The sequence below is a fragment of the Corynebacterium sp. LK10 genome (genome assembly GCF_008042455.1).
GTDB classification, from domain to species: Bacteria; Actinomycetota; Actinomycetes; order Mycobacteriales; family Mycobacteriaceae; genus Corynebacterium; species Corynebacterium jeikeium_D.
Genome location: NZ_NOVT01000017.1, coordinates 207,981 through 233,549 on the forward strand (window position 1 = coordinate 207,981; position 25,569 = coordinate 233,549).

Annotated in this window: 22 protein-coding genes; 15 read left to right on the plus strand and 7 right to left on the minus strand. The window is 58.8% G+C overall.

Annotated features, from left to right (window positions below; all coding sequences use genetic code 11):
* The first annotated feature begins 45 nt into the window (after positions 1 to 45).
* The 4 genes from tsaD (at position 46) to groL (ending at position 3,950) form a co-directional block, all read left to right on the plus strand.
* A complete protein-coding gene (tsaD, locus tag CHU70_RS06415) occupies positions 46 to 1,125 on the plus strand; it encodes a tRNA (adenosine(37)-N6)-threonylcarbamoyltransferase complex transferase subunit TsaD (RefSeq protein ID WP_049170057.1) in 1,080 nt (359 codons plus the stop codon).
* Positions 1,126 to 1,228: 103 nt separating this feature from the next.
* A complete protein-coding gene (locus tag CHU70_RS06420) occupies positions 1,229 to 1,870 on the plus strand; it encodes a hypothetical protein (protein ID WP_049169953.1) in 642 nt (213 codons plus the stop codon).
* Between the two features lie 156 nt (positions 1,871 to 2,026).
* Positions 2,027 to 2,326 carry a co-chaperone GroES gene (gene groES / locus CHU70_RS06425; RefSeq protein WP_005510054.1) on the plus strand — a complete coding sequence of 100 codons (300 nt, stop codon included), beginning with the start codon at positions 2,027 to 2,029 and terminating at the stop codon, positions 2,324 to 2,326.
* 19 nt (positions 2,327 to 2,345) lie between these two features.
* A complete protein-coding gene (gene groL / locus CHU70_RS06430; protein WP_016422116.1) occupies positions 2,346 to 3,950 on the plus strand; it encodes a chaperonin GroEL in 1,605 nt (534 codons plus the stop codon).
* Positions 3,951 to 4,069: 119 nt separating this feature from the next.
* Here the strand turns inward: groL and CHU70_RS06435 are convergent, their stop codons facing one another.
* Both CHU70_RS06435 and CHU70_RS06440 read right to left on the minus strand, forming a co-directional pair.
* Complete coding sequence (locus CHU70_RS06435) at positions 4,070 to 4,393, minus strand: WhiB family transcriptional regulator (protein WP_016422117.1); 324 nt, start codon at positions 4,391 to 4,393, stop codon at positions 4,070 to 4,072.
* Between the two features lie 137 nt (positions 4,394 to 4,530).
* Positions 4,531 to 4,899 (minus strand): DUF5319 domain-containing protein, encoded by a 369-nt coding sequence (locus tag CHU70_RS06440; protein ID WP_038629374.1) that lies wholly within the window; start codon positions 4,897 to 4,899, stop codon positions 4,531 to 4,533.
* A 263-nt stretch (positions 4,900 to 5,162) separates the two neighbouring features.
* Here CHU70_RS06440 and guaB point away from each other — a divergent pair, with 263 nt between their 5' ends.
* The 4 genes from guaB to guaA all read left to right on the plus strand — a co-directional run bounded on the left by guaB (position 5,163) and on the right by guaA (position 11,347).
* Entirely contained in the window at positions 5,163 to 6,692 is a 1,530-nt protein-coding gene (gene guaB, locus CHU70_RS06445) for an IMP dehydrogenase (protein ID WP_016422119.1), read from the plus strand.
* A gap of 50 nt (positions 6,693 to 6,742) precedes the next feature.
* Positions 6,743 to 7,891 (plus strand): GuaB3 family IMP dehydrogenase-related protein, encoded by a 1,149-nt coding sequence (locus CHU70_RS06450; RefSeq protein ID WP_048731529.1) that lies wholly within the window; start codon positions 6,743 to 6,745, stop codon positions 7,889 to 7,891.
* Positions 7,892 to 8,010: 119 nt separating this feature from the next.
* A complete protein-coding gene (locus CHU70_RS06455) occupies positions 8,011 to 9,759 on the plus strand; it encodes an FAD-dependent oxidoreductase (protein WP_070767598.1) in 1,749 nt (582 codons plus the stop codon).
* Between the two features lie 13 nt (positions 9,760 to 9,772).
* Positions 9,773 to 11,347 carry a glutamine-hydrolyzing GMP synthase gene (gene guaA, locus CHU70_RS06460; RefSeq protein ID WP_070642892.1) on the plus strand — a complete coding sequence of 525 codons (1,575 nt, stop codon included), beginning with the start codon at positions 9,773 to 9,775 and terminating at the stop codon, positions 11,345 to 11,347.
* A 4-nt stretch (positions 11,348 to 11,351) separates the two neighbouring features.
* Here guaA and CHU70_RS06465 read toward each other — a convergent pair whose 3' ends face one another.
* Positions 11,352 to 12,113 (minus strand): hypothetical protein, encoded by a 762-nt coding sequence (locus CHU70_RS06465; protein WP_016422123.1) that lies wholly within the window; start codon positions 12,111 to 12,113, stop codon positions 11,352 to 11,354.
* A gap of 65 nt (positions 12,114 to 12,178) precedes the next feature.
* Between CHU70_RS06465 and CHU70_RS06470 the strand changes: the two genes are divergently transcribed.
* The 3 genes from CHU70_RS06470 (at position 12,179) to CHU70_RS06480 (ending at position 15,026) form a co-directional block, all read left to right on the plus strand.
* On the plus strand, positions 12,179 to 12,484 hold the full coding sequence (locus tag CHU70_RS06470) for an antibiotic biosynthesis monooxygenase (RefSeq protein ID WP_070549744.1): 306 nt from the start codon (positions 12,179 to 12,181) through the stop codon (positions 12,482 to 12,484).
* A 182-nt stretch (positions 12,485 to 12,666) separates the two neighbouring features.
* Complete coding sequence (locus CHU70_RS06475; protein WP_147719214.1) at positions 12,667 to 13,362, plus strand: hypothetical protein; 696 nt, start codon at positions 12,667 to 12,669, stop codon at positions 13,360 to 13,362.
* Positions 13,362 to 15,026 (plus strand): DNA polymerase Y family protein, encoded by a 1,665-nt coding sequence (locus tag CHU70_RS06480; RefSeq protein WP_147719166.1) that lies wholly within the window; start codon positions 13,362 to 13,364, stop codon positions 15,024 to 15,026. Before CHU70_RS06475 ends, CHU70_RS06480 begins: the two co-directional genes overlap by 1 nt.
* 23 nt (positions 15,027 to 15,049) lie before the next feature.
* On the opposite strand, the gene CHU70_RS06485 is transcribed toward CHU70_RS06480, so the two are convergent.
* Positions 15,050 to 15,730 (minus strand): hypothetical protein, encoded by a 681-nt coding sequence (locus tag CHU70_RS06485; protein WP_016422127.1) that lies wholly within the window; start codon positions 15,728 to 15,730, stop codon positions 15,050 to 15,052.
* Between the two features lie 164 nt (positions 15,731 to 15,894).
* On the opposite strand from CHU70_RS06485, the gene CHU70_RS06490 reads away from it, so the two are divergent.
* On the plus strand, positions 15,895 to 16,806 hold the full coding sequence (locus tag CHU70_RS06490; protein ID WP_016422128.1) for a sucrase ferredoxin: 912 nt from the start codon (positions 15,895 to 15,897) through the stop codon (positions 16,804 to 16,806).
* A 24-nt stretch (positions 16,807 to 16,830) separates the two neighbouring features.
* Here the strand turns inward: CHU70_RS06490 and CHU70_RS06495 are convergent, their stop codons facing one another.
* From CHU70_RS06495 to CHU70_RS06505, 3 genes are all read right to left on the minus strand, one after another.
* Complete coding sequence (locus CHU70_RS06495) at positions 16,831 to 17,463, minus strand: methionine ABC transporter permease (RefSeq protein WP_224433327.1); 633 nt, start codon at positions 17,461 to 17,463, stop codon at positions 16,831 to 16,833.
* 65 nt (positions 17,464 to 17,528) lie between these two features.
* Positions 17,529 to 18,578 carry a methionine ABC transporter ATP-binding protein gene (locus CHU70_RS06500; RefSeq protein ID WP_049169931.1) on the minus strand — a complete coding sequence of 350 codons (1,050 nt, stop codon included), beginning with the start codon at positions 18,576 to 18,578 and terminating at the stop codon, positions 17,529 to 17,531.
* A 64-nt stretch (positions 18,579 to 18,642) separates the two neighbouring features.
* Entirely contained in the window at positions 18,643 to 19,509 is an 867-nt protein-coding gene (locus CHU70_RS06505; RefSeq protein WP_070855853.1) for a MetQ/NlpA family ABC transporter substrate-binding protein, read from the minus strand.
* 247 nt (positions 19,510 to 19,756) lie between these two features.
* On the opposite strand from CHU70_RS06505, the gene CHU70_RS06510 reads away from it, so the two are divergent.
* The 3 genes from CHU70_RS06510 to CHU70_RS06520 are packed head-to-tail and all read left to right on the plus strand — an operon-like array spanning position 19,757 to position 25,550.
* The gene (locus CHU70_RS06510; protein WP_049170054.1) at positions 19,757 to 22,996 is read left to right on the plus strand and encodes an error-prone DNA polymerase; all 3,240 of its coding nucleotides are present in this window, start codon (positions 19,757 to 19,759) and stop codon (positions 22,994 to 22,996) included.
* Positions 22,997 to 23,014: 18 nt separating this feature from the next.
* The gene (locus CHU70_RS06515) at positions 23,015 to 24,979 is read left to right on the plus strand and encodes a S9 family peptidase (RefSeq protein WP_147719165.1); all 1,965 of its coding nucleotides are present in this window, start codon (positions 23,015 to 23,017) and stop codon (positions 24,977 to 24,979) included.
* Positions 24,980 to 25,010: 31 nt separating this feature from the next.
* Entirely contained in the window at positions 25,011 to 25,550 is a 540-nt protein-coding gene (locus CHU70_RS06520; protein ID WP_147719164.1) for a tRNA (cytidine(34)-2'-O)-methyltransferase, read from the plus strand.
* The last annotated feature ends 19 nt before the right edge of the window (positions 25,551 to 25,569 follow it).

Genomic DNA, 25,569 nt, shown 5'->3' on the forward strand with positions numbered 1-25,569 from the left:
TAAGTGACCCGGTGGTGCGCTAGTACCATGACTGCTATGACCGAGTTGACCCTGCTGGCAATCGAGAGTTCCTGCGATGAGACTGGCGCTGCAGTGATGCGTGTGCGCTACGACGACACCGACACCAGCGCCCCCGCCATTCCCGAGGTGGAAGTGCTTGCCGACGTCGTCGCATCCTCCATGGAACAGCACGCCCGCTTCGGTGGTGTGGTCCCGGAGATTGCTTCCCGCGCTCATTTGGAAGCCCTGCAGCCAGTAGTCTCCGAGGCGCGCGCGCAAGCAGCTGCCAAGCTCGGTATCGATACTTTTATCCCAGATGCCGTCGCCGCTACCGTGGGACCCGGTCTCGCCGGTGCGCTGCTGGTCGGTTCGGCAGGCGCGAAGGCTTATGCCGCCGCCTGGGGTGTGCCTTTCTACGGCATTAATCACCTTGGTGGCCACGTTGCTGTCGGAGCTCTCGACGGCGCGGATCTATCCAACGCAGTGGCGCTCTTGGTTTCCGGCGGGCACACGCAGCTGCTGCGCGTGCAGGGGGTTGGTCGTCCGATGGAGGAGCTCGGATCGACGCTTGACGACGCAGCCGGAGAGGCATACGACAAGGTTTCGAGGTTGCTTGGGTTGGGTTACCCGGGCGGCCCGATTATCGATAAGTTGGCTAAGCAGGGAAATCGCAAGGCCATCGCGTTTCCTCGCGCCATGATGCGCCAGCAGGATGCGCGCCATGACTTCTCCTTCTCCGGCTTGAAAACCGCCGTGGCCCGCTATGTCGAAGCGGCAGAGAAGGAAGGTCGTGAATACTCCGTAGAGGACGTCTGTGCTTCCTTCCAGGAGGCGGTCTGCGATGTATTGACCAAGAAGGCCGTTCGCGCAGCTCAGGATGTGGGGGCCACTACGCTGCTGCTCGGTGGTGGTGTGGCTGCGAACTCGAGGTTGCGTGAACTCGCAGCGGCGCGAGCTACCTCGGCAGGAATTACGCTGCACGTGCCACCGATTAAGCTGTGCACCGACAACGGTGTCATGATTGGCGCAGCTGCCGCCTACCTCATTGCCGCGGGGGTCAAGCCCTCTGGCTACGCCTGCCCGACCGACCCCTCCATGCCTGTGGAAGATCCTGTAATGCAATAAGCAGTGATTGCCCCTCGGATCCATGTTAAATTTCGTTAACTGACTTTGACTTGTTTCTCTGCCATGGATCGCAGGACAATTACAGGAAAGCGCTTGCCCAAAAATGAGTAAAGACTACAGCGAGTGGGAACTTCAGCCATCCGATAATTCGCATAATCAGACTGAGCTGTTTGCGCCGCAGGGTGAACTGCAAACAACGCAAGCACCGCAAGTTGAACATCAGCGCGGTCGTGCTCGGGGAGTGCTATGGGCAGTCATCGCGCTGCTGCTTGTGGTGATTGTCGCTGTAGCGGCGGTGCTTTACCTAGTTGTGAGTGGTCGAGGTGAGCAATGGTTTGGTGCAGGTGCCAAGGATGAAGTAACGCCGAAGCTCACTGTTACTGCGACTGCGACGGAGACCGTGAAGGTGAAGTCGCCGGAGAAAGCCAAGAAGGAAACTACGAGTACGGCTACGCCCGATTATCCGATTAGTGGGGATTGCGAGGCATCGGCGTTCCCGACTACGGAGGAAAACTTTACGATTGTCGCCTGTGACGGATGGTGGGCGCTGGGTGGGCGCGCAAACAGTGGTGGACTGGCGGTCTACCAATGGGACGAAGGTGCCTGGCAAAGGAGGGAGCCAGACAGTCGTTACACAACCGGTTCTGGTGGCCCGTGCTTTAGCGATGAGTACATCAAGGAACACGGAATGACGGTTACTGTGTTCGGTCGTATGGCGTGTAACCCCGACAAGCTGACCAATTAGCATTAGCGCTCACTATTGTTGAGTGTTAGCACTTGCAGGGGTAGAGTGCTAACGAAGGTTGTTTGACACACAGTTGTTCACCCGCGACGACGGCTGTGCACGGCAGACCAACCGGCACAAGAACATCACATCACCGCATGTATGGAGGAATTCATCGTGGCGAACGTCAACATCAAGCCGCTGGAGGACCGCGTCCTCGTCCAGATCAACGAAGCAGAGACCACCACGGCTTCTGGCCTGGTTATCCCGGACTCCGCTAAGGAGAAGCCGCAGGAAGCTACCGTTATCGCAGTTGGTCCGGGTCGTTGGGCCGATGACGATGACCGCATTCCTATGGACGTCAAGGAGGGTGACATCGTCATCTTCTCCAAGTACGGCGGCACTGAGCTGAAGTACCAGGGCGAAGAGTACCTGCTGCTGTCGCAGCGCGACATCCTGGCTGTTATCGAGAACTAAAGGGAGGACGTACCCACACATGGCGAAGCTTATTGCTTTTAACGAAGAGGCTCGCGAAGGCCTCAAGCGCGGTGTGGACACGCTTGCCGACGCAGTCAAGGTCACGCTTGGCCCGAAGGGTCGCAACGTTGTCCTGGACAAGGCCTTCGGCGGTCCGCTGGTCACCAATGATGGTGTGACCATCGCCCGCGACATCGACGTTGAGGATCCGTTTGAGAACCTCGGCGCGCAGTTGGTTAAGTCCGTTGCGGTCAAGACCAATGACGTTGCCGGTGACGGTACTACTACCGCAACGCTGCTGGCACAGGCGCTGGTCCACGAGGGTCTGCGCAACGTTGCAGCCGGCGCAAACCCGATTTCGCTGAACCGTGGTATTCACGCTGCATCCGACAAGGCGGTTGAGCTGCTGAAGCAGCGCGCCACCTCGGTCAGCAGCTCTGCTGCCATCGCACAGGTGGCAACCGTTTCCTCGCGCGACACTGAAATTGGTGACCTGGTTGCAGGTGCCATGGACAAGGTTGGCAAGGACGGCGTCGTCTCTGTGGAGGAGTCGCAGTCGATTGCCACCGAGCTGTCCGTGACCGAGGGCGTGTCTTTCAACAAGGGCTTCCTCTCGCCGTACTTCATTACCGACGTCGAGGCTCAGCAGGCAATTCTTGACGGTGCACAGGTGCTGCTGGTCCGTGAGAAGATTTCCTCCCTGCCGGAGTTCCTGCCGATTCTGGAGAAGATTGCCGAGTCCGGCAAGCCGACTCTGATTATGGCTGAGGATATCGAGGGCGAGGCGCTGTCCGCACTGGTCATCAACGCTATGCGCAAGACCTTGAAGGTTGCCGCAGTGAAGGCACCGTACTTCGGTGACCGTCGTAAGGCGTTCATGGATGATCTGGCAGTTGTCACCGGTGCAACCGTCGTTACGGCTGACACTGGCATGCAGCTGAAGGACGTAGGACTTGAGGTGCTGGGTAACGCACGCCGTATCACCATTACCAAGGACGAGACCGTTCTGGTTGACGGTGCCGGCACCGCTGAGGCTGTGGAAGAGCGTCGTAACCAGATCCGTGCCGAGATTGAGCGCACTGACTCTGACTGGGATCGCGAGAAGCTGGAAGAGCGTCTGGCGAAGCTCTCTGGCGGCGTGGCTGTCATTAAGGTCGGCGCTGCTACCGAGACCGAGGTCAACGAGCGCAAGCTGCGTGTCGAGGATGCCATTAACGCTGCTCGTGCGGCAGCTCAGGAAGGCGTCATCGCCGGCGGCGGTTCCGTACTGGTGCAGATCTCCCGTGAACTCGAGGCATTCGCTGACGAGTTCGAGGGCGACGAGGCAGTCGGTGTCCGTGCAGTTGCCAAGGCTCTGACCCGTCCGGCTTTCTGGATTGCTGAGAATGCTGGTAAGGACGGTGCTGTCGTTGTCTACCACATTGGTGAGCTGGAGAACGGCAACGGCTACAACGCTGCTACTGACACTTACGAGAACCTGATTGAGTCCGGCGTCATCGACCCGGTCAAGGTCACTCACTCCGCAGTCGTCAACGCAACCTCCGTGGCGCGTATGCTGCTGACCACCGAGGCTTCCGTTGTGGATAAGCCGGAGGAAGAGCCGCAGCACGATCACGCTCACTAATTGTCAGTGAGCTAGTGCCCGGGCCTTTGGCACGTAAAATGCTCCCCACCTTTCAATCTGAGGGTGGGGAGCATTTTGGTTTTTATGTGAACCGGCTGGAGTCCGAGAGAGGGGAGGGACTACATGGCAGTAACTAGAACGCGTTCAAGTTCGCGTTCACGTGCGGCCGGCTTAGCTCGAAGGATTTCATTTCGTTCAGATTCGCTGAGACCGCCCCAGACACCGTATGGCTCACCAACCTTGAGTGCGTGACTACGGCACTGCATAAGAACAGGGCAAGAACGGCAGATAGCCTTCGCACGGGCTTCACGCAGGCTGCGTGCGCGTCCGCGCTCGCCTTCCGGGTGGAAGAAGGTCGCGGAGTCCTGCCCGCGGCAAGAGCCGTGCAGCTGCCAATCCCACAAATCCGCATTGGGCCCGGGCAAGTGGTCGATGTACGTCATCGGAATTGATGTCTCCTTCATTGAGCTTTCTTGAAGCAGTGAGCTCAAGTGTGGAGGCCAACAATGAACGGTTGGTAAACCTAAGGAGGCCAGCCGGGATACTACGCAAACAATTCCGTCAAACTCTTACCAAATTTTTAGAAACGGCCAGGTCGTCGAGAACGCAAACCGTCGACAAAGCCTGCGCAGTAGTCCCATGGGGCGTAACGGGAGGGGTCTGGATCGAATTGTGGCTCGTGAACCGGGGATGCCTGGCCAGACAGGAGCATCAGGTAGTGGTTTTCCAAAACCTCCCAGTTATAAAAGTGCTCGTCACCGCAGTCCTCACACAACATGCAGACGCCCAGTAATCCCTCTGGGCTCAAAGCGGTGCGGAATAGGCGAACTGCGGCCAGATCTTCAAGAACCTCTCGACGTTCCTGGTCTGTCAGTGGAGCAAACGGCTCATCCGGCTCGAGAAAGCTTGCCGGGTCATTGGGATCTCCTTCGAACGGATCCCGCGGCATGGATGAGAAAAAGTTGTGGTTCACAACCACTACCGTAACAGCTCTGTACGGCAATCCTGTCGATTGGCGATGCACTTAGTTGGGGTTTAGTTCACCTTGGAATAACCCTCAGCTAGCTTTCGGCTAACCCTTGTCGGGCACCTGTCGCTCCGCCTAATTGTCGCGTTTCATCACTGAAGGACTACCCTGTATATAACGTTTGGCAACCACGAAGCGATAGCGCCCCTGGCCGGATGTCGGCAAGGGTGGAGCAGGAGGAGTCCATGACCAACCCCACGGGAATTAGCCTCGGCGGAGACAATCCCAACAAGATTCCACTAGTCGGCCTTACATTCGATGACGTCCTGCTGCTGCCGGATGCTTCGGACGTTATCCCCTCCGGCGTTGATACTTCGACGCAGCTCACTCGTGAGCTGCGTCTGAACATTCCGGTTGTGTCCGCTGCTATGGACACCGTCACCGAGGCCCGCATGGCTGTTGCCATGGCCCGCCAGGGCGGTATGGGTATCCTGCACCGCAACCTGTCTATCGAGGAGCAGGCTCAGCAGGTCGAGATTGTGAAGCGCTCTGAGGCTGGCATGGTGTCCGACCCGGTGACCTGTTCCCCGGATGACACCATCGCCGAAGTAGATGCCAAGTGCGCTCGTTACCGCATCTCGGGCCTGCCGGTCGTCGACAAGGACGGCAAGCTGGTCGGTATCTGCACCAACCGCGACATGCGTTTTGAGGCAGACCTGAACCGCAAGGTTTCCGAAATCATGACCCCGATGCCGCTGGTCGTGGCTGAGCAGGGTGTGTCTGGCGATGCGGCGCTGAACCTGCTGCGCGCTCACAAGGTGGAGAAGCTGCCGATCGTCGATGGCGAAGGCCGCCTGACTGGTCTGATTACCGTCAAGGACTTCGTCAAGAAGGATCAGTACCCGAATGCTTCCAAGGATGGTTCCGGCCGTCTGCTGGTCGGTGCTGGCATCGGTACCGGCGAGGACTCCTGGAAGCGCGCGCACGCATTGGCTGACGCAGGCGTAGACGTGCTCGTTGTTGATACCGCTCACGCCCACAACTCAGGTGTACTTGAGATGGTCTCCCGCGTTAAGAAGGAATTCGGCGAGAACATCCAGATTATCGGCGGCAACCTGGCTACCCGTGGCGCTGCACAGGCCATGATTGACGCGGGTGCAGATGCCATCAAGGTCGGTATCGGCCCAGGCTCGATTTGCACCACTCGCGTTGTCGCAGGTGTGGGCGCCCCGCAGATCACCGCCATCATGGAAGCCTCTGTCGCAGCTAAGAAGGCTGGCGTTCCGATTATCGCCGATGGCGGTATGCAGTTCTCCGGCGACATCGCCAAGGCTCTGGCAGCCGGTGCATCCTCCGTCATGCTCGGTTCGATGCTGGCCGGTACCGCTGAGGCTCCGGGTGAGGTCACCTTCGTCAACGGCAAGCAGTACAAGATGTACCGTGGCATGGGCTCGCTGGGTGCTATGCAGGGCCGCGGCCTGACCGGTGAGAAGCGCTCCTACTCCAAGGACCGCTACTTCCAGGCTGATGTCAAGAGCGAAGAGAAGCTGGTTCCGGAAGGCATTGAGGGTCGTGTTCCGTTCCGCGGCAGTATCGACTCCATCGTTCACCAGCTGGTCGGTGGTCTGCGTGCAGCTATGGGCTACACCGGTTCCGCTACCGTCGAGCAGCTGCACGACGCACAGTTCGTCCAGATCACCGCTGCAGGCCTGCGCGAGTCGCACCCGCACGATATCCAGATGACTGTCGAAGCGCCGAACTACTACCAGCGCTAAACTGGCTTAGTCGAGTTAAATTCCACGGAAAGGGCATGTGAGGAAAGCTCATGCGCGACATCGTTGAAATCGGTATTGGCCGCGAGGCACGCCGGACCTACGAGTTGGACGATATTGCACTCGTTCCCACTCGGCGTACCCGGTCGTCCAAGGACGTCGATACCTCCTGGCGAATTGACGCCTACGATTTCGAACTCCCGATGATGATGCATCCGACAGATGCCATCGCCAGCCCGGAATCCGTCGCTGAGTTTGCTCGCCTGGGCGGTTTGGCGGTTCTCAACGCCGAGGGTATCTGGGCCCGTCACGCCGATGCGCAGGACAAGATCGCCGAGCTGGTGGAGTTGGCAAAGAATGCCGCCACCAAGCGTGAATCCGAGGCAGCGAACCGCAAGCTGCAGGAACTGCACTCTGCTCCAATTGATACTGACCTGTTGGTTGAGCGCATCAAGGAGATTCGCGCAACCGGCGCGATTACTGCAGTTCGTGTCTCCCCGCAGCATGCCCGTGAGCTGGCTCCGCTGGCTATCAAGGCCGGCATCGACTTGTTGGTTATCCAGGGCACGCTGATTTCCGCAGAGCATGTCACGGCTCAGGGTGAACCGCTAAACCTCAAGGACTTCATCGGCAGCCTGGACGTTCCAGTTATCGCCGGTGGCGTTGTCGACTACCAGACTGCGCTGCATCTGATGCGTTCAGGCGCAGCTGGTGTGATTGTCGGTACGGGCTTTACGACGTCCCCGGATGCGCTCGGTATCGATGTGCCAATGGCTACCGCTATTGCGGATGCTGCAGCTGCCCGTAAGGACTACCTCGATGAGACCGAGGGGCGCTACGTCCACATCATTGCCGATGGCGGCATTGATACCGTCGGTGACATTGCCAAGGCAATCGCCTGCGGTGCGGATGCTGTGGCACTGTCCAGTGTGCTGGCAACCGTCCACGAAGCTCCGGGGCAGGGCTACGCCTGGCCGTCTGTTGCGGCACACCCGAAGTACCCGCGCGGTGCGGTGTGGCCGGTCGTCGACGATGAGAAGGAATTGGTCAGCCTGGAAGAGGCTCTGTTTGGCCCGTCCGCTTCGCCGTTCGGTGACCGCAATCTCGCCGGTGGCCTGCGTCGCGCGATGGCCAAGTGCGGCTTTACCAACCTGAAGTCCTTCCACCGCGTTGAGCTGTCGGTACGTCCAAAGGGTTTTTAATCAAAGTAATCGGATAGTTTTTTCGCAAAACTACCTTACTGAAAAGCCACCTCCGCTTAGGGTTAGGAACATGAGTTCCGCGCATTAGCGTTACGCCCTTAGAGAAGGTGGCTTTTCCCATGAGTAAACAACGCGATTTCGATGTTGTAATCGTCGGTTCCGGTTTCGGTGGTTCTGTTTCTGCTTTGCGGTTGACTGAAAAGGGCTACCGAGTGGCAGTTCTCGAAGCTGGTCGACGGTTCGAAGATAAAGACTTTGCCAAGACCAGCTGGCGGCTTCACAAGTACCTGTGGGCTCCTAAGCTGGGGCTCTTTGGTGTCCAGCGTGTGCACATGTTGAAAGATGTCATGATTCTCGCTGGTGCTGGAGTCGGCGGTGGTTCTCTTAACTACGCAAACACTCTGTATAAGCCGGGCACCGAGTACTTCCAGCACCGTCAGTGGGGGCACATTACCGACTGGGAGTCAGAACTCACTCCGCACTATGACAATGCATCTCGCATGCTCGGGGTGGTCACCAACCCATCCGACACGCCTGCCGACGTCGTCATGCGTGAGGTAGCCGAAGATATGGGTGTGGGCCATACTTTCCGCTCGACTCCGGTGGGTGTGTTCTTTGGCGCCAAGACAGGTGGACAGGGTGCGCCAGGGCAAACAGTTTCCGATCCTTACTTCGGGGGGATTGGCCCGGACCGTACTGCTTGTACGGAATGTGGTGAGTGCATGACTGGTTGCCGTCACGATGCCAAGAACACCCTGGTTAAAAACTACCTCTACTTGGCGGAGAAGTTCGGTGCGCAGGTCTTTGACCGCACTACCGTTACCGGCCTGCATCCTCAGGCTGATGGCTCCTGGGTTATTGACACTGAGCGCACTGGCCGTTGGGTAGCTAAGGGCAAGCAGCAGTTTAGCGCTAAGCGCGTCATTCTCGCCGCCGGTGCCTGGGGCACCCAGAATTTGCTGCATCGCCAGCAGGCCGATGGGCACTTGCCGCTGCTACCGAAATCTTTGGGCAAGCTGACCCGCACCAACTCCGAGGCTATTTTGGGCGCGATGGGTACGAAGGTGGACCCGGAAAATGACTTCTCTAACGGTGTAGCCATCACTTCATCATTCTTCCCAGACGAGGACACCCATATCGAGCCAGTGCGCTACGGTAAGGGCTCTAATGCCATCGCAATGCTGCAGATGATTATGACCGAAGGAGGTCGTCGGACTCCGCGATGGTTGCAGGCTGTGGGGACCGTCGTAAAGCATCCTAACTACCTGACGCAGCTCGTGAATCTGCGTAAGTGGTCGCAGCGCACCGTGATTTCTCTGGTGATGCAGAATCGCGACAACTCGATTACGACGTACCTGCAAAAGATCGGGCCGGTGCGTTTCCTGATGAGTAAGCAGGGCGAGGGGGAGCCGAATCCGACGTGGATTCCGTCGGGTAACGAAGCTACGCAACGTGCGGCGGACAAGCTCAGTGCACGTGGTCGGAATGGTCGTGTGCTGGCTGGGGGCACTATCGGTGAGTTGGCAAACATTCCTTTGACAGCTCACTTCATTGGCGGCGCAACGATTTCGGATTCACCCGAAAACGGCGTTGTTGATCCGTACTTGCGTGTGTGGGGTTACCCGACGCTCTCGATTCACGACGGTTCGGCGATGGCAGCCAACCCGGGAGTGAACCCGTCACTGTCGATTTCCGCGAATGCGGAGCGTGCAACGTCGCTGTGGCCGAATAAGGGTGAGGAAGATCAGCGTCCGGCGCAGGGTGAGTCCTACGTGCGCCTGGATCCGATTGCTCCGGTGAACCCGGCTGTGCCGGAAGATGCTCCGGCTGCACTGAACCTGGGTATGCCTGCAGTCCGTAAGTCTTGATAAGCTTTAGGGCGTGTCTGAACAGGTGACTAAGCCCGTCCTCGTCGTGGACTTCGGTGCGCAGTATGCGCAGCTCATCGCGCGACGTGTGCGCGAGGCAAAAATTTATTCCGAAGTGGTCTCGCATGATGCGACGACCGAAGAAATTAAGGCCAAGAACCCGGCTGCGCTGGTGCTGTCCGGCGGCCCGTCCAGTGCCTACGCCGAAGGTGCCCCGAAGCTCAACCCAGAGTGGCTTGAGCTGGGCATTCCGGTGTTTGGTATTTGCTACGGCTTCCAGGCGATGACTGAGGTGCTCGGCGGCACGATTGCTGCTACCGGTGACCGTGAGTACGGCCGCACGCAGCTGAACGTCGTCGACGGTGGCGGTGTCGCTCACACTGGTGTGCCGGAGACACACGAGGTGTGGATGAGCCACGGTGACGCGGTGTCTAAGGCGCCGGAGGGCTTCACCGTTACGGCGTCCACCAAGGGTGCTCCGGTAGCGGCTTTCGAGTGCTTGGAAAAGCGCATGGCCGGTGTGCAGTACCACCCGGAGGTCAACCACTCGCCGTATGGTCAGCAGGTTCTGGAGAAGTTCCTGTATGAGATTGCTGGCCTGGAGCCGGACTGGACTGCCGCTAACATCGCGGAAGAGCTGATTGAGCAGGTCCGTAATCAGGTCGGTGAGACCGGTCGCGCAATTTGCGGTCTGTCTGGCGGCGTTGACTCCGCAGTTGCCGCCGCACTTGTGCAACGCGCTATTGGTGACCGTCTGACCTGTGTCTTCGTCGACCATGGGCTGCTGCGCCAGGGTGAGCGCGAGCAGGTTGAGAAGGATTTCGTTGCCGCAACTGGTGCGAAGCTGATTACCGTCGACGATTCCAAGGTCTTCCTGGATGCTCTGGCTGGTATCACCGATCCGGAGACCAAGCGTAAGACCATCGGCCGTGAGTTCATCCGCTCCTTCGAGCGCGCTGTCGCACAGGCGCTGGAGGGCGCTCCGGAGGGCGAGACCGTGGACTTCCTGGTCCAGGGCACCCTGTACCCGGATGTGGTTGAGTCCGGTGGCGGTTCTGGTACCGCCAACATTAAGAGCCACCACAACGTCGGCGGTCTGCCGGATGACGTTGAGTTCACCCTCGTTGAGCCACTGCGCCTGCTGTTTAAGGACGAGGTCCGTGCGGTCGGTCGCGAACTGGGGCTGCCGGAAGAAATCGTCGCTCGCCAGCCGTTCCCGGGTCCGGGTCTTGGTATCCGCATCATCGGCGCTGTCGATAAGGAGCGTCTGGATACCCTCCGCCGCGCCGACGCCATTGCACGCGAGGAAATGACGGCCGCAGGTATGGACGAGGTTGTCTGGCAGTGCCCGGTCGTCCTGCTTGCCGACGTCCGCTCGGTTGGTGTCCAGGGTGATGGTCGTACTTATGGCCACCCAATCGTGCTGCGCCCGGTTTCCTCTGAGGATGCGATGACCGCTGACTGGACTCGTGTTCCCTACGATACGCTGGAGAAAATCTCGACTCGTATCACCAACGAGGTGCCTGAGGTCAACCGCGTGGTCCTGGATGTGACTTCCAAGCCACCGGGAACCATTGAGTGGGAGTAAGCCACTAGTTGGCAAGGGCCGTGTCTGTGAGTTGTGCAAACTCGCGGGCACGGCCCTTTTCCGTCAGGGCCGAATTGTTCTTGGCGATGGTGATGCGCTTATCGGCGGCTAGGGTGTGGAGAGCTGCGCTCACGGTATCGTCGTCAAGCATGGCGAAATAGGGGAGCTGGTCGGTGAAGAAGACGTAGCCGTCGCGTAGACGTGCGATGAAGAGGACTGTGAGGATGCGGGCCTCTGGTGAGTCGGCGGGGTAGGGGCAGCGCTGGGCGAAATTGTCAGGAAGATGCGCGGCGAGAGGGAGGAATCCGAATTGCCGCGGCAGGATTGCGCAGGTAGCGGTGATGGCGGACAGAACTAGGGTCATTATGCAGGCGACCGGTGTAGAGGAAATTCGTTCGGCGACGGCGGCAATGATCCATGCTCCGGGGAAGATGAGCAGCACGCTTATACTGCTATTCCACGAGATGTCGTTTGGTGACTCACGCATCGGCTCTGCGAAGTAGGAGGGCCGAGTTTCTTTGGTGGGTGTTTTTGCCTGGCGCACGAAAAGTGTGGTGCCGATGAGTACCAGTAAAAGCGCTATCATGATCCACCAGCCAATGGAGCCGATGATGTGGGCTTTAAGCAATGCGAGCAGTGCGATCACTGCGGTGGTGACGCCAATTGCCGTCCCCAGGCGCACGGGACTATTGATAAATTTTGTCGTGCGTTCGGCCCCGTCTTGGTAAGAGCCTGAAGAGTGTTGGTGCCGGCTGGAATCTGTCATACTTCTTAATTTTAGTAGCGATGGAACTATAGATTGTTGAGAGTTGTGTGGCTAGTGTTATGACCATGAGCATTGTAAAAATTAACGCTATTACCGTTCCTGAGGGTTCGGGAGAAGAGCTCGAACGTCGCTTTTCCGCAAACTCTTCAAAGATGAGCGATGTGCCGGGCTTCATTGGTTTCCAGCTGCTGCGTCCAACTGCAGGAGAGAGCCGCTACTTTGTCTTTACCGAGTGGGAGAGCGAGGAGGCCTACCAGGGGTGGCGTGAGGGCCGTGCCTTCAAGGCTTCGCATGAGGGCGAAAAGCGCAAGCCGGTGTCGTCGTCGGCTGATTTGCTCGAATTCGATGTAGTTCTCGATGTGAAGGCCTAAGTAGTACGAAATGTAGTACTCGGCTGAGGTTAGAGCGTCGCGCGGTGGTGTGCGGCGCTTTTCTTCGCACATTAATATCGAACGTACGTGCTATTTAGGGTAGTGTTTAATCCGCTTGTTGGGAAAGAATATTCGAGCAGTGTTCGTGGTGGGCAGGGCAGTGAGATGAGGTGGAACAAGAAGTGACAACGGCGGTCAATATTGCTGCGGGGCAGTCTAGGGAACAGACTATTGCGGCATTGCGGCAGGCGATGGCAGCCCAGTCTGGTGGGACTGCAACTGGTGCAACCTTTGGGCTCGGTGAGGCTCTGCCGGTGCCGGAGGCGTTGGAAAATACGTTGGCGGGAGCAGTGCGAAAAGGGGCTGTCAGTGTCATTGAACAGCCCGGTGCGGTATTGGCAGGCCTAATCGCGGAAGTTACGAAGACAGGTCATGTTGCGCTAGTTGGACTCGCTGAACAGGGGTTGCTCTCCGTAGTGGAGTTGGGCGGGAAGCTATCGAACATTGTCTGTGTACCAGATCCTGGAATGCAGCCACTTGAAGTAATTGGGCTGTTGGCGGACGGTGTTGACTTGGTGGTGGCTTCGTTGGCGCGCACTCCGCCGCCGTCGAAGGCACGTCCGCTGCAGGCACGACTGCGCACGAGTGGTTGTGCTCTGGTTTTTGTCGGGCAGCAGTGGCCGGGCGCTGAGTCGGAAATTTCCAGCTCTGTTGCTGGTGTTTCCGGGCTTGGTACTGGTTATGGCCGGATTCGAGCAGTGGATTACCAAGTCAGTGTGTCGGGGACGCGGTTTCCGCGGAGGCAGTGCCGTTGGCGGGTGGGGGAACAGGTGGAACAGAACAATGTGGTCGCCTTTCCCGCACAGAGGAGGTTCTAGTGGTAGCGGCGCAATCGAACCGTGTGGTGGCGCTCTGGCTTCCTGATTGGCCAGTGCAGGCAGCGCATCTAGCATCTGTGACGTCACAGGCTAATCCGCTCAGTCCAGTTGCGATCGTGGGTGATAGCGGAGTAGCTGTTTGTTCTCCGAGTGCGCGCCGTGCAGGGGTACGGCGCGGGCAAAGTCGTCGGCATGCGGAAGCGTTGTGCCCGGAGCTGGAGGTTGTCGAGGAAAGTGCGGTGCGCGACGCTGCGGAATTCGAATCCGTGCTGCAACGGTTGGAGGCGGTGGCAGCTGGGGTTGAAGCTCTACGGCCAGGCTTGGCGGTTGTGGCAGCGCGAGGGGTAATGCGTTATTACGGCGGACAGGATGTGGCCTTGGAAAAGCTGCTTGATGCCGCTGCGGTACCGGGCGTGGACTGCAACTTGGGGCTCGCGGACGATATTGTGACAGCTATTTTGGCAGCGCGCAGGGGAGTGCTGGTAGCTCCCGGGGAGGATGAAGGCAAAAGATTTCGGCAGGGAATCTCTCTGGTGGAGCTTAGGGCGGAAAGTGCACTGGAGATGCCGGCAGAGCTTGCGAAGTCGTGGCAGGAACTCGGTCTGCGCACATTGGGAGATGTCGCTGCGTTGCCGAAGCGGGATATAGCCAACAGGTTTGGGGCGCAGGGGGCTAGATGGCATGATTTGGCCTGTCGTGGGGAAGTGCGGTTGGTAGCGCCGCGATCTTTGCCACCAGGATTGGCTGCGAGCTACCAGTCTTGGGAGAGTCCACTCCGGAGAGTGGACGAGGCCTCATTCGTGGCGCGTTTTCTAGCTGGGCAACTGCATGAACAGCTTTTTAACCATGGGTATTCGTGTTACCGCTTAGCGGTGGTGGCGCAGTTTAGTGACGGCTCAGAGGTGCGCAGAGTATGGCGCTGCACTGAGCCACTGGCAGAACAGACTACGGCTGACAGAGTTCGGTGGCAGCTCGATGGCTGGCTGAATAACAGGAATCGGCAGCAGCCACGAGGGAACAGCGACACTGGTGCTGGAGTTGTTGGCTGCGCTGAGGAAAATGACGGAGATGATAGCCGCGGAATCGTAGAGCTGCAGTTAGAGCCACTGGATGTGGTCGCCGCCGGGACTGTAAAGCAGGATTTGTGGCACGGTAGTGATGATGCGCGAGCTAAAGCGCGCCGGGCTGCCGAGCGTGTGCAGGGGTTACTGGGGCCAGAGGCAGTACAGCAACCAGTCATGCAAGGCGGGCGTGGCCCAGGCGAAAGAGTGGGATTTGTCGCTTTCGGAGAAAACCCCAAAAACACAAAAACCGCGGAAATTAATCAGCCATGGCCGGGAGCTGTTCTTGCCCCCAATCCGGCAATTATTCCTGCGACTGCGAATGCAGAGGTGGAAGTGCTCGACGCCGATGGGCACACCGTGGGCGTAACTGGGCGAGCGACCATGACGGCGGAACCGTCCCTGGTGCGACATGGAGTAACAACATATCGCGTGTCATCGTGGGCTGGGCCCTGGCCGATTGATGAGCGCTGGTGGGTACCCGATGAGGCTCGCCGAGCGGCAAGAATACAAATCCGTGCGATGGCGAATGACGGTACCATCGCCGCCTGGTTGCTCATAGGGCATGCCGGCGCATGGAGAATCGAGGGGGCTTACGCGTAGAGGCGTAGCTCGGGGCAACCCGATTACTTCGATTGGAAGTCAATAACCAGGCGGTTCGGATTGCTCAACGAGAAAACCTTGAATGGGGTCTTATCGCCCTTGAGCCCGACGACATACTGAGTCTGTCCCTCGAAGGTTCCGCCGCCAACGACTTCCTTAATGACGGACGTCGATGTCGGCTTGACCGGGTCAGAGGGGAAGTCCTCCATCTGGAAATCAAAGGGGTAACCCATGCCCCGCAAGTCGATTACCAGCTTGGCTGTGCCGTCGACCGAAATCGGTTTGCCGGAGCCCTGTTGGGTCGGCACATCCTCGTAACGGACGAAATATCCCGGAGTGCCCTCGCCCATGAGTTCAAAGACAATGCGGTCGTAACCGTCGTGGGAACCGACACGGACATCTTCAATACCCAAGTAAGCGCCATCGGAAGGGGCAGCTTCTGAGGAGGAACTATTGAAATCGCCCTCCGGAGCAGCATCGTCATCCATGGTGGTTTGCGCCGCCGCAGATGAGCTAGTGGAGCTGCTAGAGCTGCTTGACAAATCGGAGGTGCCAGCGGTTGAGTCAGTCTTCATAGACACTGCAGCAGCCGAGTCTGAGGATGAGTCAGAGGAGCAAGCGCCGAGAGCCAGGCCCAATGCGAGGCACAGGGATGCCGCGATACGGGTACGGGTGCGCGAAACATCCAGCGATTTCGTATTCATACGTCTGACGGTATGTGCGCAGTTACGGAATTTCAACAAGCTGAACTACAAAAGTCGAGGTCAGAAGTATTTGTTGTCAAAGTGTTGCACAATAGTAATAAAACAGGGGTGAACGCTGCGACCTAAGACCCAATCGCAGGGGGCACTCAATTACGCTTAGGCGTATGAGCCAGGCCAAATTTGATACCACCTGTTCCGCTCGGATGACTGAGCCGCTTCCCGGTACTGCGAAGACCGGAAAGCTCTTTATTGCGTTGGAGCACCAACTCGGTTGGTCGCACGATATTTTTGACGGCGGGGTATGGGGAGCAGAGATCACCGGTCAGGTAGAGGCCTGGTTGTCTGAACGCGGCGGCGCGTTGCAGCTGATTCGAAAGCCAGGCCGAATCGGCCAGCAGCCGTGTGATGGCGTTAACGTCTATATCGCGCATTGTGAATCAGTGGATGGCTCTGAGGTTTTTCTCGAACATCGCATGGTTGCCGATGTTGAAGACCTGATGACTCTGGATATCCGCCTTGGCCAGCCCACCGAGGGGGCCACTCGTCTGGACCATCCACTGTTTCTCATCTGTACGCACGGTAAGCGCGATCGTTGCTGTGCGATTAAAGGTCGCCCGCTCGCTGCTGCGATGCACAATCTCTACCCAGAGGTTGTTTGGGAAACCTCGCACTCTAAGGGGCACCGCTTTGCGCCGGCCAGCGTGCTGTTGCCATGGAATTACAGCTTTGGACGTCTGAGTGCGATGGATGCCAAGGGGGTCATCGAAGACGCTCAGCAGGGCATCGTGCATGCAGAGGGCTGCCGCGGCCGTGGTATCTACACCCCGCAGGGGCAGGCGGCCGAGTTGGCTGTGCGTCGTCAAGCAGATGCGTGGGGCGTAGACGATGTCGCACGCGTTGACGTCGACGGCACGACTGCAGTCGTCGCGCTTTACGACGGCCCCAGCGACCGCGACAAGGTCGTGGAATATGAAGTGGCCCTGGAGAAAATCACCACGGAAGGCGTTGTGTCTTCCTGCGGTGATGCTCCAGGGCCAAAGAAGGGCTGGGCTGCGGTCGAGGTAACCCGCCGCTAGCTAGTGGCTAGCTAATGTGCGCGGCTACCTGCGCATAATCTTCTTGGAGAGCCAGTTGCCGAAGATCTGCGCCAACTGGACGATGAAGATGATGACCAGGGTTGTCACCAGGGTGACGTTCCAGTCGAATGCCTGGTAACCGTAGGTGATTGCGAAGTTGCCCAGTCCGCCACCGCCGATGTAGCCGGCCATAGCTGACATGTCGACCACGGCGATGAAGGCGAAGGTGTAGCCCAGTACCAGCGGGCCCAGTGCCTCCGGCACGACGACCGTCCGGATGATGCGCCACGGACTTGCGCCCATCGCACGGGCGGCCTCAATCACGCCGGGGTCGATGGACATCAAGTTTTGCTCCACCAGGCGCGCGATGGCGAAGGTGGCGGCAATCGACATGACGAACACTGCGGCTTCGGTGCCGATCGTGGTGCCGACCACGTTCTTTGTCAGTGGGCCGATGGCCGTAACCAGGATGATGAACGGGATTGGGCGGACAAAGTTAATCAGGACATTGAGGACCTGGTAGACAAACTTGTTGCGCAGTACGCCACCATCGCGGGTGGTGTAGAGCAGCACGCCGATTGCCAGACCTGCGACACCGCCAATCAGCATGGCGACACAGACCATGTAGAGCGTCTGGCCGAATGCCTCGCCCAGCATCGGGCCGAGGCTATCCCAGTTGGTGTCCTTGCCACTCACCGATGGCAGAGAGTTTAAGAGACCGATCATGATGCAAGCTCCTCTACCTGTGTCAGTTCGGAAATAGCAGCAATGGCGGCATCGAAATCAGAGGAATCCGAGGCGGAATTGCCTGTCAGCGGAGTCAATCGCAAAGTAAGGCGGCCGTAGGACTTCGCCTGCACATTGGCGACCGCGCCGTGTGCCACCGAGGCGGCGACACCGTGGGCACTAGTGGCCTGTGCTAGGGCACCGAGGTCAACACCGTCATTGATAGTGATGGTGACCAGGCGAGCTGCTGCGCTCTCGGCAGACTGATTCACCGAATCGCGTTCACGGCCAATTGGAACATCGCGCAGTGCGGTGGTGGCGAAGCGGCGGCCAACCTCAGTCTTGGGGTTGGCAAAAACCTCGTGGACCGTACCGGTTTCGACGATGTGACCATTTTCCATGATGGCCATGCGGTCAGCGATACCGCGTACAACCGACATATCATGGGTGATCAGCACGATAGTGACACCCATTTCGCGATTGATGCGACGCAGCAGATCCAGGACGCCGGAAGTAGTTTCCGGGTCGAGTGCCGAGGTGGCTTCGTCGGCAAGCAAGAGCGTCGGTTCGGTGGCGAGCGCACGGGCGATGCCGACACGCTGCTTCTGCCCACCCGAGAGCTGCTCGGGGAAGGACTCCGCCTTGTCGCCGAGACCGACGAACTCCAGCAGCTCCTGGGCGCGAGCGCGGCGCTTGGCCTTCGGCATGCCGGCCAGTTCCAGCGGGTATTCAACGTTGCGAATCGCGTTGCGCGAATGGAAGAGGTTGAAGTGCTGGAAAATCATGCCGATATTGCGGCGCAAGCCCCGTAGCTGGCGCTCGGAGATGCCGACGATGTCGGTGTCATCTAGCAAAACCTGCCCGGAGGTTGGCTTTTCCAGGCCGTTAATCATACGGATGAGCGTTGATTTACCGGCGCCGGAATAACCGATGACGCCGAGGATTTCGCCGGGTTCAACGGTTAGGTTGATGTCGGCGAGCGCGGTGACGTCGCCGAATTGCTTGTTCAGCTCGCGGAATTCGAGCTTCGTTCCCCTGTTGGTCACGAATGAATCAGTGCCCCTTGGTCTGTGTTCCCTGGTGTTGGGCGGTACTTAAGTGGCAGTGGCGTTAGTTCTGCTCGCGCTGCTGCTCTTCGACGCGGTCCAAAATGTCCTGCAGCTCCTTAGCCGAACGGTCAACCGGAACCGAGGTGCCCTTGGAGTCCTCTGCGACTGCGTCCTGGACCTCCTTGGAGTGCCAGATCTTGGAGAGCTCCGCGTACTTCGGGTCGTCAGCATTTTCAGCCTTGGTGACAAAGACGTTGATGTACGGCTCTGCCTCCGTGGAGTTCGGGTCATCCTGGAAGATGGCGGTATTCGGGTCGATGCCGGCGCGGTCCAGGAAGGAGTTATTAATAATGGCAGGCTTGCCCTCGCCGTAAGCGGCCGGGGTCTGAGCGGCATCCACTGGCAGGACCGTGACTGTGGAAGCTTCCTTATCGATGTCGGCCGGGGACGGAGTCAGCAGGTCATCCTGCTTCAGCTTTAGCAGGCCAGCCTGAGCCAGCACGTTAATAGCGCGCCCCTGGTTGGAAGGGTCGTTCGGGATAACGACCTCGGTGCCCTTCTTCAGCTCATCAACCGACTTGTGGTCCTTCCAGAACAGAGCCAGCGGGACAATCTCGCTCGAACCAATCGGAGTCAGGTCCGACTTAGCGCCGACGTTGTACTCAGCCAGGAACTTGATGTGCTGGAAGAGGTTGACGTCGAGCTGGCCCTCATCGAGTGCGCGGTTCGGGGTCTGGTAGTCGGAGAAGTTCTGAACATCCAGGTCAATGCCCTGTTCAGAAGCCTTCTGCTCGAAAACGGTCCAGGCCTTCTTGCTGGCATCCGTGGTGCCGATGCGAATGGCATCATCCGAGCTGCCGCAGGCAGTAAGGCCGGTTGCGGCGAATGCGACAGTGAGTACACCGGCGGAAAAACGCTTGAGGTTCATCGAGGGGTCTCCTTATTTAATGGGATTTGTTAGCTGAAGTTTTAAGGCAGAACTAGACCAAGCTGTCTTTAATTCTGGGGTTAAGGCTAGCACTTGCCCAGGTAGTGCTGAAAATTCAACTTCAGCCTAAACAGTCGAGCGTGGCTGAGATGTGACTTACGGATGCGTCCCGGGGGTGACGTTTAATGCAGATGCCAGTCGAAAGTACGTTTGAATGCAGTCCGCGGTGTGGGTTAATGTTCGTGGCATGGAAAACATCTCGGACGGACAGTCGGAGCAGTCCGGTCGGCCACTGAGCTGGTCGCGGATTGAGCGTATTCTATCGGGTAAATTTTCAGGAAAACTACAGCCTAATGGTAGCTTCAACGGCTGGCGGGGACAGCTGTCAGATTCCATCGTTGGGGCTTTTGAAGCTCCGGAAAGCGGCGCTGGTGGCAGAGGTGGCATGTCATTTACGCCTGCGGATATTAAGGCGGAATTGCACTGTCGTTCGAGTTATTCGTTCCTGCATGGCGCATCGGATCCGGAAGAATTGGTGTCCGAGGCTGTGCGTTTGGGGTTAAACGTGTTGGGGCTGACAGATCGCGATGGTTTCTATGGAATCGCTCGTTTTGCCGAGGCTGCAGCGGAGGCTGGTATTGCCACAATCATCGGCGCGGAGCTGGGGCTTCCGCAGCGGCCCCTCACGGTGCTGGGGCGGGGGCCCGAGGGCTATCGGCGCCTGAGCCACGCGCTGTGTGATGCGCATATGTCGGCAGGGGAGAAGTCCGTCGTCCGCTATCCTCCACTGCCAAAGTTGGGGGAGGCTGCAGGTGGTTTCTGGCAGGTGCTTGCCGACGTTAACTGGCTCGGCGACCTGGAAGAACTTATTGCGGCCTTCGGTGCGGAGAATGTGGCACTCGAACACCGCGTGAGCCCCACCGCGCAGGCGGCCGATGACGCGGAAGCTATTTCAGCCGCAGCTGTGAAGTATGGCCTGCGGGAGGTGGTTTCCTCTGCTGCGACGTCAGCTTCGCCTGCGACAAGCCGGTTGGCTGGGGCTAAACAGGCTCTTGCTGTGAGAGAGGACTTAGGCGGGTTCGAGTCACGACTGGAGCCGGCAGGCGGAGCTTGGTTGCGTTCGTGGGAGGAGCTAGCGGCGGCAACACGGTATCTGGGGGTGCAGGTGCTGCGGTCAACACAGGACATTGCAGGTGAGTGTGCTTTTACGCTTGACCTCATTGCGCCTGAGTTGCCTCGCTGGGAAGTGCCAGAGGGCCACGATGAGGACTCCTGGCTGCGGGAAATTGCCCGTGCGGGGGCACGGCGGCGGTATGGTCCGGTCGATGGAGCTGGGGACGGCTCCGTGCAAGCGCGGGCGTGGGCGCAGTTAGAACATGAGCTGACTGTGATTCGAGAGTTGGGCTTTCCGGGCTACTTCCTCATCGTGCACGACATCTGTGAGTTCTGTCGCCGGGCGGGAATTCTGGCGCAGGGGCGCGGTTCGGCCGCTAACTCGGTGGTGTGTTTTGCGCTGGGGATCACCAATGTTGACCCCATTAGTGCCGGGCTGTTGTTCGAGAGGTTTTTGTCGCCAGAACGGGATGGTCCGCCGGATATTGATGTAGACATCGAGTCTGGTCGTAGGGAAGAGGTTATCCAATACGTCTATGAAAAGTATGGTCGTGACAATGCCGCGCAGGTAGCCAATGTCATTACCTACCGGCGGCGCGGCGCATTGCGCGATGCGGCGCGGGTGTTGGGATACTCGCCGGGCGTTATCGATGCGTGGGTCAGAGACCGGGAAGCGTGTCCGCCGGAGCCGGTGCGAAAACTGGCGGAGCAGCTTCGTGGGCAGCCTCGTCATTTAGGCATTCACTCTGGCGGAATGGTGATTTGTGATCGGCCGATTGCGGATGTCGTGCCAGTGGAATGGGCACGCATGGAGGGGCGCTCAGTAGTGCAGTGGGATAAGGATGACTGTGCGGCAGCGGGACTGGTGAAGTTCGACCTGCTTGGCCTCGGAATGCTGGAGGCCATCCACCATTGCATTGACTTGGTCTATGAACAGCATGGGCGCCGAGTGAACCTGTGGGAAATAGATGTCGCTGAACCGGAGGTTTACGAGATGTTGGCACGCGCGGACGCGGTGGGCGTGTTTCAGGTGGAATCGCGCGCGCAGCTGGCCACCCTGCCCCGACTGAAGCCGAGGGAGTTCTTTGATCTGGTGGTGGAGGTGGCACTCATTCGCCCAGGCCCCATTCAAGGCGGTAGCGTGCACCCCTACATTCGCCGCCGAAATGGACTCGAACCGGTGACCTATGAGCATCCGGTGTTGGAGAAGTCTCTCGGGAAGACACTGGGCATTCCGCTATTTCAAGAGCAGCTGATGCAAATGGCCGTCGATGCGGCGGATTTCAGCGGGGCGGAAGCGGACTCGCTGCGCCGCGCTATGGGGTCGAAGCGCTCAGTGGCCAAAATGGAAGCGCTCCATGCCCGTTTTCTGGCTGGGCTGGAGCGCACCAGTGGCATTGATGCGGATATTGGGGAACAACTGTGGAACAAGATAGTGGCCTTTGCCGCCTACGGTTTCCCTGAATCACACGCGCAGTCGTTTGCCTCCTTGGTGTATTTCTCGGCCTGGTTTAAGTACCACTATCCGGCGGAGTTCTGTGTAGCGTTGCTCCGTGCTCAGCCCATGGGGTTTTACTCTCCGCAGTCGTTGATTGCCGATGCCCGCCGGCACGGTATCGGCTGCGATGGTCCGGATATCGCAGTTTCAGGCGTGGAAGCCAGCGTCATCGATGGTCGTATTCGTTTGGGGATCGGTGCCATTGCCGGTGTGGGCAATGACGTGGCGGAACGTATCGTCGCAGCGCGGCCATTTGTCAACGCAGCAGATGTCGCCCGCAGAGCTCGGCTGGGTGTTGGGCACATGGAAGCACTGGCGCGCGCAGGAGCACTTGGGTCGCTGGGGATTGACCGTCGTCAAGCACTGTGGGCGGCGGGCGTGGCGGCGACGGAAAGTGAGGGCATGCTGCCGGGGCTCACGCTTGCCGACGCACCGGCGTTGCCCGGCATGACGGAGTTTGAGCTGGCAGCTGCCGATTTGATGGCAACGGGAGTGACCCCGGGGCAGTACCCGGTGGCCGCGTTGCGGGCAGACCTGCAGGAACGTGGAGTGGTGCCTGCGGCAGAACTGAAAGCAGTGCCCGACGGAACACGAGTAGAAGTGGCGGGAGTCGTGACACATAGGCAACGTCCAGGGACAGCTGGCGGAGTGACATTTTTGGGAATGGAGGACGAAACTGGGCTGGTGAATGTGCTGTGTACACCGGGGCTGTGGAATCGTTTTCGGCCGGTAGCGGTGAATTCGCGGGCGATGGTGGTGCGCGGTATCGCGCAGACAGCCTCTGGTGCGGTGACAATCGTGGCCGATCGTCTGGTGGATATGTCCGAGGCTCTGGGGCAGCCGGTGGTGGCAGGTCGAAGTAGAGATTTTCGCTGACTACTAGAATGGATTGTCATGCGCCAGACCTATGAATCCTCGTTAGCACCGGATGGGAGTGCAATCGCCTTTATTGTCCGCGATAGCGGCTACCCGCGTGCGGTACAGCAGGAGATTACTCCGGAGGGGCTAGGGGCGGAGCGCCCCGTGAAACTGCCGGTGGAAGGCCCGGTTACCAGGGTGCTGCACTCCCCGGATGGAAAGTGGATCGCCTGCGAGGTCTCTCCGTACGGTACGGAGCGACTGCAGACCTGGCTGGTATCCACCGATCCGGAGGTCGACGGTGCCCGCCCCCTGCGTATGGATGCGGATATGCGCGCCACACTGGTGGAATGGGATAACGATCTCCTAGCGATGAACGCGGTCGATGCCCAGGGTATTAACTATGCGCGTTTGGTCAACCCGACGGACTCAAAGTATGAGGTCATTGATAAACGCACTGACAGCCAGCTGGTAGCGGCTGAAGGTGGGTTTGGCCTCGTGCGGGTGGGACCGCGAGGCCACCGGGAGTTACTACTAGTCGGGCCGGGGCAGCAGTGGCAGCCGCTGTTGCCATCCGATCCTGGCTCTACCACGGATGTCGGTGTCTTATTGGCGCATCCGGGGCAGGAGAAGCTGACCGCATTCGTGCTCTCAGATCATGGCGCGGAACAGCGTCGCATCCTGCGCCTGGGTATTACTCCCGACAGCGGTATCAGCACCACGGAGCCGCGTACAGCGGAATCGACCGCAGCGGAGATTTTGGATATGAAGATTGGCATCGAAGTTGATGTCGAGGAGTTCATTGGCAATCCGGATCAAGACGTCGAAGAATTCGTCATTAGTGAGGATTCCTCCACCGCGGCTGTGCTGTGGAATAGCGGTGGGGTCAGCACGCTCGAGGTGCTAACCCTTGGCCTTCACCCGCAGACTGACGACATGCGGGTGATGGTGCGCCGCAATGTGGAATTGCCGGGCATGGTTGCGCGCGAGCTGTCAATCTCCGGGGACGGTGAGCTGATCTCCCTGACAGTAGAAGGGCCAGGCCTTGCGCCAACGGTGGAGATTCTGCGCAATATCGGTGGTGTCATTGAGCCATTGGATATGGAACGCACCGAACGGATTTTGGCTCTGGAAGAGAAGAACCTGGAGACCATGCCGGCCCCAGAACTGGTCTACTTTGTCTCCCGCGATGGGCTGGAACTCTCTGGCTGGCTCTACCTTCCAGAGTCGGTGCGCAATAGTTCTAATGACGTTTCCGGAAACGCACTACCGCCGGCTTTCATCCACATCCACGGCGGCCCAGAACTGCAGGCAAAACCCATTCACCACGATGTTCTAGCCAGCATTGTGGAGGCGGGATTCGTGGTGTTCACACCTAATGTGCGCGGTTCCTCGGGGTCCGGTAGGTCATTCGAGCACGCGGGCGACCGCTATGGACGCTTTGCCGCTATTGCGGATATCGCAGCGGCGCGTGCCTTCCTCGTTGATGCCGGGTTGGCGGACCCAGAACGCATTGCCCTGGGTGGGCGATCCTACGGTGGCTTCATGTCGCTGTTGGCCTCGGCGTGGTACCCGGATCAGTTTGCTGCCATCGTGGATGCCTGCGGAATGACAAGTTTTGAAACCTACTACCAATCCACAGAACCCTGGTTGGCGCAGGCCGCGTTCCCTCGATACGGCTACCCGTACCAGGATGCTGAGCTTCTGCGCGATATCTCGCCGCTGCACCGTGCGGAGGAAATGAAGGTTCCAACGCTCTTTATCCACGGCGAGTGGGATACCAACGTGCCTCCGCGAGAGTCCGGTCAGATGCGCAACGCCATGGACGCCTATGGTGTGCCCACTGATTTTCTGGTGGTTGAGGGAGAGGGCCATAAGTTCTCGAAGCCGAGGAGCCGAGCGCTCATCGGTGAGACCATCATCGCGTTTTTCGCCGAGCACGGCGTGTGTGATGCGGCACCCAGCGCGTCAACGGCAGTAGAAACTAACAACGATCAGTAATAGAAGCAGCGGAAAAGAACTGACAGAAGAAATGAATAGCGCCACGACCGAGCCGACGAACGCCGAGCCAACCAACTCCACAGACTGGATTAAGAGCCACACCTGCCACGTGCTTTTTGACCGGCCTGTCATCCCGCCGAACACCGGAAACGCTATCCGCATGTGTGCGGGCTCTGGAGCTATGTTGCATCTGGCCAAGCCACTGGGGTTCAACTTCGATGACAAGAATCTGCGTCGCGCCGGGCTGGATTACCATGACCTGGCCGATGTGCGTATTCTCGATTCCATCGATCAAGCGTTGGAGACCTTTGCCAGCCAAGGGTGCCGCATCTTTGCCTTTACCGCACACGCTGACACTTGGCACACAGACATTGAGTACACGAACACCGATGTACTGCTCTTTGGCCCGGAGCCAACCGGGTTGGAACAGTCAGTGCTCGATGATTCGCGAATTACGCAATTAATCCGAATTCCCATGTTGCCCGCTCGTCGCAGCATGAATCTTTCCAACGCCGCTGCAGTGGCTGCTTATGAAGTCTGGCGTCAGCAGGGCTTTATGGGCGGTAAATAGGGTCAAAGGCGAGGGCGGT